The sequence below is a fragment of the Pseudochelatococcus sp. G4_1912 genome (assembly GCF_047501465.1).
GTDB lineage: Bacteria > Pseudomonadota > Alphaproteobacteria > Rhizobiales > Beijerinckiaceae > Pseudochelatococcus.
In genome coordinates, this window is record NZ_JAZDRL010000001.1 from 649,517 (window position 1) to 662,634 (window position 13,118).

At 49.0% G+C, this 13,118-nt stretch carries 11 protein-coding genes; 3 read left to right on the forward strand and 8 right to left on the reverse strand.

The window, feature by feature from the left end:
* Positions 1 to 102 precede the first annotated feature (102 nt).
* The 3 genes from VRZ32_RS03060 (at position 103) to VRZ32_RS03070 (ending at position 2,883) form a co-directional block, all read left to right on the forward strand.
* Positions 103 to 1,212: a 2'-deoxycytidine 5'-triphosphate deaminase gene (locus VRZ32_RS03060; RefSeq protein WP_414524062.1), complete on the forward strand. Its 1,110-nt coding sequence runs from the start codon at positions 103 to 105 to the stop codon at positions 1,210 to 1,212.
* Between the two features lie 162 nt (positions 1,213 to 1,374).
* Positions 1,375 to 2,379 carry a thiosulfate ABC transporter substrate-binding protein CysP gene (gene cysP, locus VRZ32_RS03065; protein WP_414525017.1) on the forward strand — a complete coding sequence of 335 codons (1,005 nt, stop codon included), beginning with the start codon at positions 1,375 to 1,377 and terminating at the stop codon, positions 2,377 to 2,379.
* 297 nt (positions 2,380 to 2,676) lie between these two features.
* A complete protein-coding gene (locus VRZ32_RS03070; protein WP_414524066.1) occupies positions 2,677 to 2,883 on the forward strand; it encodes a hypothetical protein in 207 nt (68 codons plus the stop codon).
* A 270-nt stretch (positions 2,884 to 3,153) separates the two neighbouring features.
* Here VRZ32_RS03070 and VRZ32_RS03075 read toward each other — a convergent pair whose 3' ends face one another.
* From VRZ32_RS03075 to fabI, 8 genes are all read right to left on the reverse strand, one after another.
* Positions 3,154 to 6,594: an autotransporter outer membrane beta-barrel domain-containing protein gene (locus VRZ32_RS03075; protein ID WP_414524068.1), complete on the reverse strand. Its 3,441-nt coding sequence runs from the start codon at positions 6,592 to 6,594 to the stop codon at positions 3,154 to 3,156.
* A gap of 564 nt (positions 6,595 to 7,158) precedes the next feature.
* A protein-coding gene (locus tag VRZ32_RS03080) for an IS3 family transposase (RefSeq protein WP_414524070.1) occupies positions 7,159 to 8,306 on the reverse strand; the annotation gives its coding sequence in 2 pieces (ribosomal slippage) (positions 7,159 to 8,034 and positions 8,037 to 8,306; 1,146 coding nt in all).
* A gap of 11 nt (positions 8,307 to 8,317) precedes the next feature.
* Positions 8,318 to 8,884 (reverse strand): hypothetical protein, encoded by a 567-nt coding sequence (locus tag VRZ32_RS03085; protein WP_414524072.1) that lies wholly within the window; start codon positions 8,882 to 8,884, stop codon positions 8,318 to 8,320.
* Positions 8,885 to 9,327: 443 nt separating this feature from the next.
* Positions 9,328 to 9,606, reverse strand: coding sequence for a hypothetical protein (locus VRZ32_RS03090; protein ID WP_414524074.1), 279 nt, complete (start codon positions 9,604 to 9,606; stop codon positions 9,328 to 9,330).
* A gap of 87 nt (positions 9,607 to 9,693) precedes the next feature.
* Positions 9,694 to 10,524 (reverse strand): aldo/keto reductase, encoded by an 831-nt coding sequence (locus VRZ32_RS03095; RefSeq protein ID WP_414524076.1) that lies wholly within the window; start codon positions 10,522 to 10,524, stop codon positions 9,694 to 9,696.
* A 128-nt stretch (positions 10,525 to 10,652) separates the two neighbouring features.
* On the reverse strand, positions 10,653 to 11,426 hold the full coding sequence (locus VRZ32_RS03100; protein ID WP_414524078.1) for a 2-keto-4-pentenoate hydratase: 774 nt from the start codon (positions 11,424 to 11,426) through the stop codon (positions 10,653 to 10,655).
* A gap of 130 nt (positions 11,427 to 11,556) precedes the next feature.
* A complete protein-coding gene (locus tag VRZ32_RS03105; protein WP_414524080.1) occupies positions 11,557 to 12,147 on the reverse strand; it encodes a histidine phosphatase family protein in 591 nt (196 codons plus the stop codon).
* A 3-nt stretch (positions 12,148 to 12,150) separates the two neighbouring features.
* Positions 12,151 to 12,981, reverse strand: a complete 831-nt coding sequence (fabI, locus tag VRZ32_RS03110) for an enoyl-ACP reductase FabI (protein WP_414524082.1) — start codon at positions 12,979 to 12,981, stop codon at positions 12,151 to 12,153.
* Positions 12,982 to 13,118 lie beyond the last annotated feature (137 nt).

A 13,118-nucleotide genomic window follows, 5' to 3' on the forward strand; every position in this document is an offset into this window, starting at 1 on the left:
TGCAATTTAAGCCCCACGCATTTGTCCATGACACATGCCGCAACACTTCCCAGAGCAACACGCCATCACAATTGATAATTGGCGACACCTATTGAGGCATCCATGAGCGCCATTCTCCCCGGTATCCAGTCTGCTGAAGCGATTAACGCATTGGCGGCAACAGGCGTTATCAGTAGCAGCACCCCGTTTGTTGACGGCCAGGTACAGCCCGCCAGCCTTGATTTGCGCCTGGGACGGCGCGCATGGCGCGTAAGAGCAAGCTTCCTGCCCGGACAGGAAAGCGTGGTTGCTGATCGTTTAAGTGCTCTTGCCCTGCATGAGATTGACCTTACACGCGGAGCCGTACTCGAAACAGGTTGCGTCTACATCGCCGAGATACTCGAGAGCGTCACATTACCGGATGAGCTTTCAGCTTCCGCCAACCCTAAAAGCTCCACTGGCCGTCTGGACGTTTTCACCCGGGTGATCACGGATCATGCGCGCGAGTTCGATGCCATCGAGGCAGGTTATGCAGGCGCGCTTTACGCTGAAATTTCACCACGCACTTTCCCGGTTCTGGTTCGGACAGGATCGCGCCTTTCACAGATCCGCTTCCGCGCAGGCCCTAGCCGCTTGACGGATACAGAACTTGTAGCCCTGCAGCAAAGTGAAAACATTGTCGCGAGCGACGGCGTTTCAATCCAGGGCGGCGTCGCAGTAAGCGTTGATCTGGCCGGCTTTGCAGCTTCCAACGGGCAGAAGCTGCTCGGCTATCGGGCCAAACGCCATACGGGCCTGGTTGATGTTGATCGCGTCAATGCATATGCCGTGCGGGATTTCTGGGAGCCGTTGTTTGCTGACGGCCATGGCCAACTTATCCTTGATCCCGGCCAGTTCTATATCCTCGCCTCTAAAGAGGCAGTGCATGTTCCCCCTGATTACGCAGCGGAGATGGTACCGTTTGATCCATTGGTTGGGGAGTTTCGTGTGCACTATGCAGGCTTCTTTGACCCCGGCTTTGGACATGCAGGCGCTGGCGGTGCCGGTGCAAGGGCTGTTCTTGAAGTGCGCTCTCGTGATGTTCCATTCCTTATTGAAGACGGGCAGATCGTTGGTAGGCTTGTTTATGAACGCATGGCGCAGCGTCCCACTACTCTTTACGGTGCGGGTGCAGGCTCCAATTATCAAGCGCAAGGGCTTAAACTATCCAAACACTTCCAGTCGCCAGGGTGAGGATATATATTCACGTTTATTTTCGTATAATTAAATAATTACGCGAAATTTTATGATAATTATTGACCTTTCCGATAAAATGTCGTGAATTGTGGTATCTGCTATGCCGCAACGGCTGTTATCGGAAAGGGTAAACGCATGAAATGGTTTGGAGGGTTGACCATCGCAGCTCTTGTGGCGCTATCAGGCCCCGCGCTGGCACAAGATGCAAAGCCCATAGAAAACAAGCCGCCGGTAGAATTGCTCAATGCGTCTTATGATATTGCGCGTGAGCTTTTTGCTGCGATTAATCCGGTTTTCATTCAGGAATGGAAAGCCAAGACTGGGCAGGATGTCACCATAAAGCAATCCCATGCAGGATCATCAGCGCAAGCGCGTGCTATTCTGGAGGGTCTGCAGGCTGATGTTGTAACTTTCAATCAGGTCACGGACGTACAAATTCTGCATGACCGCGGCGATCTTGTTGCTGCTGACTGGCAACAGCGCTTACCTAACAACGCTTCCCCATTTTATTCTTTCCCTGCATTTCTGGTACGCACTGGCAACCCGAAAGGTATAAAGGACTGGTCTGATCTTGCGCGTGAGGGCGTACAGCCGATTTTCCCAAACCCTAAAACATCGGGCAATGCGCGCTATACATATCTTGCTGCCTACGCCGCGTTGTTAGAAAAACACAATGGGGATGTCGAGAAAGTGAATGCAGACGTCAAGCGTATATTTGCAAACGTCCCTGTCTTCGACACAGGCGGACGCGGCGCAACCACTACTTTTGTGGAACGCGGACTTGGCGATGTGCTGATCACGTTTGAATCGGAAGTGAATGGTGTGCGTCGTGAATATGGCGACAAAGGCTTTGAAGTTGTGGTCCCTCCAGTAAGCATTCTGGCTGAGTTTCCGGTTAGCGTTGTCGATAAAGTTGCAACAGCAAAGGGCACAACTGATACAGCGACGGGATATCTTGAGTTCCTGTATAGTGAAAAAGGGCAAGATATTCTGGCTGATTTTTTCTACCGTGTGCACAATCCGACAGTAGTTGAGCACCACAAGGATCAATTTCCGGATGTGCGCTTGCTAAAAGTTGAGGATGTCTTTGGCAGTTGGAAGAAGGTTTCGGAAGAACACTTTGCAAGCGGCAAGATCCTCGACACGCTATTTGCACGAAACTAACCCTACTCATCACCTGAAATTCAGATGCATCAAGGCCGCCATTATCAAATGTGCGGCCTTTTTTCTGTAATTATAATTAAATCAAAACATTAGATAATAACTATAACTATTTATAAAATATGCAATTTTAAATTCTATGCATAAATCACGACAACTTCCGTAACATGTGAAGCCATCAGACGCTTGATTTTTGGAACAAATCTAATCTATAATGATTTTAATGAATGAGGACAGGATGGTCTTTCATTCCCATTTAATTCTGCAAGGGCAGCACCCTTAATTTTAAGGAGATTTGTTATGAACACGACATCTTGCACCGATTGCGTATTTTTTGACAACAGCACCATGTCACACGCAGTCAAGGCTGACGCAGGTCTTTGCCGCTTCAACCCACCAGCTCCGAAGACAACCGACGAAAGCCAGTCGATGTGGCCAATGGTAACGTCTGAAGATTGGTGCGGCCACTACACGGCTCAGCGTACAAGCGTTCGCGCGGCAGAGTAATTTTTGAAAAGGCGATCATGCTATAACAGGCGTGAGTAATAAAAAAGCGCGAGATAGCAGATGCTGTCTCGCGCTTTTCTTTTATGATTTCACTTGAGGAACCTGCGAAGGTAAAACCTTAAAGGCAACTCCAATTCGCTGGATAGTGCTGCGTCATTAATTATTACTGCTGCAGAACATCATCCATCACGCCCCTAATTTTAGAGAAAAACGCTCTCAAGCTGAATTAGCATTTTTCTCTATCTATTTGTTTTGTCTTAAATATTAAGCTCAGAATCTCATAATGAGGTTTGCATTGACACCATTTTGCGTGACGCCAGAGCCAAACTGGCCTTGATAGGACACACCAAGCGTGGTGTCTTTGCTAAGTTGGAAATCAAGCCCTGTTTCAACCAACGCCATGTCTTTGCCGATGGACGTGCCTGCAACTGTAAACGGCCCAGAGCCAGCAGCGAAACTCGCTGTCGCCAGAGGAATGCTATCCCCAAAGGCATGACGCCAGGCAAGATCGGCACGCGCAGTCGTTACAATGCCGCCAAAATCGAAATTCGTAGAGGCGCGAATACCAAGTGCCGATAAGGTGGTGTTCATCGTATCAGAATGGATATTGAGCGCCGCTCCGTTCAGGCCATTTTCCCTAAAGCCATCGGTTCTTAGATGAACATACGCCAGATTGGCATAGGGTTCGATGCTTGAGCGTTCATTGACGTCGAGCCTGTAACCGAACTCGCCAAAAATCTGGAACGTGCCAGCATTATAGTCAGCCGAAAGGCTATCGTTAAAACCTGGGAAGGCAACATTGCGGCTCATATCCAGATCATGCCATGTAAATGCAAGACCTGAACGAAATGCGATAGCCCCTTCCGGAACCGCCCATTCATTCCCTGTATATCCGCCTAAGGTATAATTATCGCTTCTTCCAGAAGAAGAACGACCGTCAACCTTAAAAGTAGAATGGCTGTAACCCGCAAGTATGCCTAGACGCCAGGTATCATAAACCAATGCATCTATACCCGACATGAAACCGCCAATAGTCGATTTGGCACTTGCAGCATTGCCATCTCCAGACTGCCTGGTCCACCCACCGAAGGCATTGCCCCATGCAGCATAGCTTTGCACATTATAGAATGAAACATCAACGGATGCAGGCTTAACTATGTCACTGGCATTTGCAGGCCTGCTTTTTGCATTCTCAGCCTGACCATAGGCCATCACCGCAATCGGTGAAGATGGTGTGCCGCCATAGGCCTGCACCAGGCGGTTATAGACCGCAGAGCGAGAGTAGCTGCTGCTATTGGAAAGCGCCCCCTTTACTGAAGCATAGGCTTCGCCGGAAAGCTGATGAAGCGCTGCGTTAATTGTGCTTCCATCTGATGCAGAAAAATCAAGAGAACTGATAAGAGAATGTAGCCCTGCCCCTGCACTTCCCGCCATCCGGTCAAATACCATCCCTACTCGAAGACTGTTTTTATCAGAGCTATAACGAGAATAAGCATCGGCTGCACGTGAGAAGGTTACTGTATAAGTGTTATTACCATCTGCTCTCGCTGCAGCTTGAAGAGTTGGAGAATCAAGAACAGTCTTCATATCTGCAAATGAACCGGTAATACTATCAGCAGCCAACCATCGATCAGAAGTTACGCTGAAGCCATTCCCATACCAACCACGCTGAGGCGCAAAAGCGATCGTGCCATCAAGTGCCGCATGACCGTTTATTATAAGATTGCTGATTGACCCAGTATTATTGAGAGCAAGCAGCAAGCGGCCAGTAGAGGTCTGTACATAGTCTCCGTTGATATTAATGCTGCCACCAACAGGCAATGGCGCCACCGTACCACTATTGATGAAATAACCCTCATTATTGACAAGATAGCTTCCTTGGCCAATGAGTGTTGCGCCTTCGGCAATATTTACATGGTATACTTCGTGATTGCCGGTAAACGCCGATGTACCACCTGCAAAGTTCAACAGCAGATTGTTAAACCCGATAATATTGTCATTATATTGTATGGAAAAGCTCGCGTCAGGCTGCCCTGTTGAACGACCTTCGGCATCAGCAGTCGTTCCAAAAGTAATATTTGTTAGACGCGGGTCGCCATTTTCATCCTTTTCCGCGTAAAATGATCGTATATCACCCGAGATCTGCGCACCATTCATCACGTTAATTTGGCCAACATACGCATTATCGGAAATATAGATGGATGCATAACTACCAGCCAAACGACCAGTCAGATCGAATGTGCTGACAAGGGGACCGTTAAGCTCATTATATATCGCCTCATAATATTCCTGAGAGCGATATGATGGCCCAAACACAAAATATGACCCCCGGGATTCATTATCATCACCTAGTATATTGTGGCCAAAGTCAAAACTTGCCGCAATGCCATTCTCGCCGAGAGCTTGAACATCACCGCGCTGTGTGAAGGTATGGTTTGTTCCATAAGCAAACATGACGCCGCGTGCATAAGGTCCATCCGCATAGACACGGGTTCCAGGTAGAATTGTGATCGCATTATCGCCACCATCCACACGGATACCGCCACCGCCATCCCCAGCTGAAAGCAAATCAGCACGCTGGAATATCGTATTATTGCTGCCATAGACATGTAATCCGAGACCAAGCGTCGCGGTATTATAGGTGTTAGGCAAATAATCCGTCCCCTCTGCATTGCGAGAGAAGAAAGGATTATCGTTTATCAGTGTTTGATTATTGCCGTAAATCGAATAGCCAAAAAAGTTCCGACGATCTATATCATACCCAAGATCTTGTAATATCGCGATTTCTGCTTCCATAAATGTGGTGTAGTTGCGATAATGCTGATGGCTCATCAAACTATTTTTGAGCTCTAGATGAGCAAGGAAGGGCGCATCAGGAATACCGCCAGGAGAAGTTAGACTGAGTGGAACACCGGGCATGGCGCCAGCAAGTACTTCACTTACATGCTCTCCCCCAAAATATCCTTGATTTTTGCGAAGATCAAAAATTTCATCATCGCTTATCGGCTCACCATCATCATTTTCTGAGATATTATTACAGAATGAACAGTAGACAATTTGATCGGGACGAACATTGTTCCTGTTATCGTCAAAAAGATGGGTTGTCCATGCATTTGGCGATTCTGGTATATATATCAAGAAAGTACCATCTTCATATTCAAGATATTTGATATTACTGATAATCCCTAATGCATGTCCTAGCTCATGAACCATGACAGTTGTAATCTGAGGATTTGCAACGGTTTGAATCTGAGACGGAACATAAGGCTCTGATGCAAAATCGAGCGTACCGATGTCAATAATGCCATGCGCTCCATTAAAGAGCTCTCCTGCATCTTGCCCATTTAATGCAGCCTGTACTTTAGTCGGCGCTCCCATCTCATCACTTGCTGCGGGGCTAAAAGCTCTTGCGCCTGGGTCATCATAGGTTCCAATGTTAATGACAGCCGGCGAATTTCCAGGTATTACTTTGATAATCTCGGCCCAATGCTTGATTGCAAGCAATAATTTATCTTTCTCAACTTGAGATAAATTCCATGTCGATACGCTTTCCGGACTATATGGCCCATCGTCTGTATTGAATATACGTGCACTTATGAACGGTACATCCCTTGTGTCATTAACATCATATGTCTCTATTGCCCATGAGACCGGCGCCACTAAAAATGTACTAGCTGCGAGAGCAAGAATTTTTGCACTATTGATTTTCATTTTGTCTCCAGGCAATCTGATATGCATAGTCCGTAGCGGATAAGCAGCGGTAAGCAATATGCTACCTGCAAAGGGCAACTGTTTATCGCACCTAGCACAGAGCTGACAATAGCCGCAACAGCTTCTCGTCACCAGCAATCCACGGTAGGTGAAAATGAGCTTTTCCACCTCTAGAATCTCATTTTACAGCATTCGCCCAAGCTGAATAATTTTCTTAAGCTACCGACGCCAGCCTAAAAATACTAACAATTTAAAGAAATATGCGGCCTAATACCTATATGGTACAATAAAAATGACTTTTGAACACAGCGTACGTATAGGAAACATAATGGAGCCTCCTTAAATTAAGCCAGCCCGTCCATCAGCACCGCCACAAAGGCAGATAAACGGGCTGCTGCTTTTTCAATATGCGTTATGCCGACCCCATGCCTTCGGCTGGTTTTGCTGCCTGCCCAGTATGCACTTTCTCCTCAATACGGCGGCCTACATCAGCGTCGATGCTCTTCCAATAATCAAAAGCACGGCTCAACTGGACTTGCCCCGATAAAGTGGAGAGGTATTGCCTCAGCATGACGCCCGCTTTTCGAATTGGGCCGGGCTGAGGAAGTCGAGTGCCGAATGTCGGCGGATTGGATTGTAGAAGCCGTCGATATAACGGGCAATGGCATTTTCGGCCTGGGCGCGCGTATGGAAAACGGTTCGCCAGACCAACTCGGATTTCAACGTCTTGAAGAATGTTTCCACCATGGCATTGTCGTAGCAATTGCCCTTTCCGGACATCGAGATGAGGATGCCGTGCCGCCGCAGTTCGGCCTGGTAGTCGACCGAGCAATATTGGCTGCCGCGGTCGGAATGATGGATCAGGCCCTCTGAAGGAAGCCGCATCATCAGGGCCTTGCGCAGAGCGGTCAGGGCAAGTTTGCGATGAAGGCGATCCCCGATAGCCCAGCCGACGACACGGCGGGCGTAAAGGTCGATGACGACGGCCAGATACAGCCAGCCCTCGCGCGTCCAAATGTATGAGATATCCGCGCCCCATTTCTCGTCAGGCTTCGATGCAGTGAAGTCCTGATCGATGATATTGGGCGCGATCGGCCAAGCATGGTGGCTGTCCGTCGTCCGTTTGAACCGACGCTTTTGCCGGGCGTACAGACCATTCTGGCGCATCAGCCGCGCGGTTCGACGCCGACCGACCGCAAAGCCATCGTCCTGCAATTCCCGTGTCATGCGCGGGCTGCCATAGGTTCCATTCGATAGCGAGAAGGCAGAACGGACATGCGCCAAAAGAACCATGTCATCGCGCTGCCTGCGACTGGCGGGACGATCTTTCCAGGCAAAGTAGCCGCTCTGACTGACATCGAGAACCTTGCACAGCCGATGCACGGGGAACTCCTTCTTCGCCTGATCGATGAGACGGAACCTCATCGACTTCCCTCCTTGGCGAAAAAAGTTGCAGCCCGTTTCAGAATTTCACGTTCCTGCCGCAGGATCTCGTTTTCGCGCCGCAGCCGCTTCAGTTCGGCTGCCACATCCTCCGAACAAGCGGGGGCCGGCCCATCGATCAAACGGTCCCGGCTTCGGCTGATCCAGCGCACCAGCGTTGAAAGCCCGATCCCAAGATCGTCGGCCACTTCGCGCTGCGTGCGGCCGCTCGTTTGCACCAGACGAACAGCCTCGGTTTCAAATTCTTGCGTAAATCGTCTCTTTTGCATTGGTGAGTTCCTCATCGTTCATTAGGAACTCTCCACTTCTTCGAAGCAAGTCCATTAAGCTTATAAAACCCATAATACTTTGAATACGGAAAGCCATTCAGCACAGATGCATTAAGCTTCCCCAGCTCAGTAGGCGAAAGACTATTCAGCAGAGGTATATCAAGATGAGAAAGTGCAACAGGTGAGAGACCATTCAACACATCTGCTTTAAGCTCCACCAATTCAGTGGGCGAAAGATGAGTCAGCACAGACGCATCAAGATAATAAAGCGCTATCTTCGAGAGGTTCTCAAGTACGTGTGCATTAAGCCTTCCCTTCTCACGGAGCGAGAGGTTATTCAGCACGCGCGCATCCAGCCCCCATATCACAAAGGGTGGAAGGCTATTCAGTACAGATGCATTAAGCTTCCCTAGCTCTGTAACCGAAAGACCATTCAGCACAGATGCATTAAGTTCCCCAAGCGCCTGGTCAGACAGCCAATTAATCGTAGACGCCCGCAACCAGGATAGCTCAACTTTATCAAGCCCATTCAGCTCTGACGCAGTAACCAGCCCCAAAAACGACCTTGCGCTCCGCAACAAGGAATCCCACAGCTGCTTAAGGACGATAGCTACATCCGCAATCCAGCTTACCTTTGGCGGCGAGCCAGGAACAGAATTTGCCGCGTCTACAATCGACGTTCCCGCTGCAGAAATGCAAACCGAATTGCTCCCCCATTAGGTTGATGGGAAGGCCAAACGATCCACGGAGAAGAGGTAGCGGTCGGGAAAGACGATGAAACGATTGCCACTATCTGGCGCCTTTAAAATAATTATGAAAACAAACAAGCCATTAAGTTTACCTAAGTGTAAAAAACTGTCAATGTACCTGAACTGTGATAGCAACCTGGTTAAATCAGCTTATAAAGATGCGGACATTACGAGCAAATACAAAACCCAATCAAAATCTGATTAGGGGTAATATCAATCATTATCCTTTCAGAATAGATCCAGAGCTTATTGTACTTTTTCTCAAGCTACATCTAACCTGCACGGGATGCAATAAAGACTGAAGCTCCAGGACATACTGCTTCAAGATCCTCAAGGAACTTCATTGGATCATTGCGACTGCCAACAACAACCATAAGTATTTGATCAATTACCAATTGGACCTCACCATCATTTTCTCTTTCCAGAAGACGGCGAAAGAGATGTATCGCTCCATCATTTGAAAGCACCCCTGCTATATCCTCACCATACTTTCTAAAGTCTTCCAGCGGGAGATTACTCACTATATAATCCAAGAAGTATGACTGCGTCATGAGTGCGTCAAATCCAAAAAATACTTATCATTACGGCAAACAATTTAATATAAGTCAGTATCATTTATTTAAAAATACGTTTCTCTTCTAAAAATCTGCCGTTAACGGGTCGGGACCAATGCGCCCTGATACACTATCCAATTTGGCAATGGTTTCCATATCCTCTGCGTCAAGTGTGAAATCGAATACTGAAAAGTTTTCTTCAATTCGACTGGAAGTGATGGATTTTGGTATTGCAATAAGGCCGCTATCAAGATGCCAGCGGATTATCACCTGCGCTGGAGTGCGCCCGTGTTTTCGTGCAATCCCCCCTATCACAGGGTCAGCGAGCGAGGTTCCTTGCCCTAACGGACTCCACGATTGCGTTGCAATACCATGCTTGGCATGGAAAGCGCGTAATGCCGTTTGCTGAAAACGTGGATGCAGCTCAATCTGATTCAGGACCGGTTTGACGCCCGTTTCTCCAATAATGCGAACAAGATGCTCTGAATTGAAGTTCGAAACTCCTATTGAGCGCACCCGACCATCATTTTTCAAAGCAATTAATGCTTTCCACGTATCGACGTACATCCCACGATTGGGTGTGGGCCAATGGATGAGGTAGAGATCAACATACTCAACCCCCAGCCGTTCAAGACTCTCTTCAAAAGCTATTAAAGTGCTGTCATAGCCTTGGGCGTCATTCCAGAGTTTGGTTGTAAGAAAAATATCACTGCGCATCACATCTGCAGACCACAGCCCTTCCCCAACTCCTTCTTCATTCTGATAAATTGCGGCAGTATCAATATGGCGATAGCCTACCTCTAAAGCCTTACGCACGGCCAATGTCGCTTCAGTTGGCTCAGCGCGCCAAACACCAAGGCCAAGTTGCGGAATTTTATGACCATCATTTAACTGAACAAAGGATTGATTAGTCATAGACAACATCCTTTTATTACAGATAGCAAAGCTCTCCGGTATCATGAAGATGAGTGATCATGTCATAAAATATCGCAACATCCCAGTGTGCATCAACACAATGCCGCCTGCTGCAGCTGATTTAGAGATCACTCTGTAATCTCAACCACAGCTGAGCCGATCCCCTCGAATGTCACTTCAACATGCGTGCGAGGAGCAACAAAGGTAAGGCCAGTCCACGAACCAGTGGTGACATAAGTCCCTTCTTTCAATCCTCCAAGGCTTGCTGCACCACCGTTTGCCAGCCAGGTCAGCATACGAATTGACGGCCCCGCTGCATTCCCACCCCGCTGCTCGATAAAGGTCTCACCGTTAATGACGACCCGCACTGGCTGATTAAATGCGTCAACCAATGCGCCCCCCTCGCGCCCGGAACCTATTATCAAATGCGCGTGATTAAACTGATCAGCAATCTGGCTGAGATGACTTGCCCCCTTCCAGATAGCAAAATGCGTGTCCACCAACTCAATCGCAGCGTGAATAGAGCCGATTGCCTCCAGCACTTCTTCATCGCGATAAGGTTTATCACGTGGTGGCAAGGCTTTGTCGAAACGATAGACTGTCTCTGCTTCTATACCGAAAACATTATGCCCTGCATGTGCGACACTGGCAGGTGACAGTGATACGGTCTGCCCGGTTAATGCAGATCGGAAAGGTTCTGCTGCGGCATCGGCTGCCCCCACCTTCCAGCCAACCACTGGGCCCAATCGTTCAATCAGTGCATCTTGAATAGCATATGCAGCATCCCAACTTGTCGGGCGCATTGAAACGGGTAAATCAATGAGTCGGGGGGCGCCATTTCGAACAGCCAACAATCGTTCGGCTGCGGCTTCGATCATATCTGGGGAAAGATGGTTAATCATGAAAACACGCTCCGTCAGGCGATTACAGCATCAACATGAAAACACGGATTTTCATAATATGATGCACGGATAAAAATGAGAGCCACCAAGGCTTCAGGCAACTCAAAGAAGCGTTTACAGTGCCAATCATTCAAGCTGGAAACCAGCGATAGCTGTCATTGGAGAAGACGAGAATGCGGCCCTGCCAAATCGGCAATTGTACGATTGATTGTCCAGGAATACCGGCTATCAGCGCTAGCATCACGCGCGCAATACCGCCATGCGCCACAATCACGCTATCACGTTCAATCGTGTCGAGAAACGCGCCCACCCGCGTACATGCACCGGCGTAGCTTTCACCATCAGGAGGAATATAATTCCAGCGGTCAGCATCGCGCGCACGGGCGCGAACACTATCTGTGGCGCGGATTTCTCGCCATGTCTTGCCTTCCCATTCGCCAAAAGCCAGTTCACGCAACCGTTCATCAAAGCGCGCACCTTCAACCGGCAGATCAAGGTCTGCGCGCAACAATGTCATGGTCTCGCGTGTCCGCATCAACGGGCTAGACACATAGTCTAATGTATCGAAATCTGGACGCAGTCGGCGGATCAGATCAGCTGCCCGACCCGCCTGCCTACGTCCAGTTGCGTTGAGTGGTATGTCCTGCTCTCCCTGGAGACGCGCCTGCACGTTCCAATCTGTCTCGCCATGGCGGACAAAATAGAGAACAGGACGGCTCACCCCTTATTCCTTGGAGAGTACGATATCGGGTGCATCCGGATTTTTCATACCAACCACATGATATCCGGCATCTACATGGTGAACCTCACCTGTCACACCACGCGAGAGGTCAGAAAGGAAGTAAACACCTGAATCGCCAACATCTTCTGGCGTCACAGTACGGCGCAGCGGTGAGTTATGCTCATTCCAGCGCAAGATATAGCGGAGATCGCCGATGCCCGATGCTGCCAACGTCTTGATGGGACCAGCGGAAATTGCATTTACGCGAATGTTCTGCGGGCCAAGATCAGCAGCCAAATACCGTACACTTGCTTCAAGGGCGGCTTTGGCAACACCCATGACATTATAATGAGGCATCCATTTCTCCGCACCATAGTAAGTCATGGTGAGGATGGAACCGCCATTGTACATCAACTTTTCAGCGCGCTGAGCAACAGCCGTTAGTGAATAGCACGAGATCAGCAGGGACTTGCTGAAGTTCTCTTCAGAAGTGTCAATGTACCGACCGGTAAGTTCATCCTTGTCGGAAAAGGCGACTGCGTGGACCACAAAATCCAGGCTTCCCCAAAGCTTTTCGATTTCAGCGAAAACCGCATCGATACTTGCTGGATCTGTTACATCGCAATGGCCGACAACATGCCCACCGATTTCAGCTGCCAGCGGTTCGACGCGCTTTTTGAGAGCCTCTCCCTGATAGGTAAAAGCAACTTCAGCGCCATGCGCGCGCGCTGCCCGAGCGATGCCCCATGCGATGGAGCGATTATTCGCAAGCCCAAGAATGAGACCGCGCTTGCCTGCCATGAGGGGTGCGGGCGTTACGAGTATGTCTGCCATGACGTCGGTTTTCTCTTTTCGGAATTTAGGACTCTTCTGTCCGTGAAAGCCACTTATTACCTGAGCACGTCGCCGGGAGCAACGGGCGAAAAGGATCCTGAGACAAGTGGCAGGTGCAATGCATATGTGAAGAAATT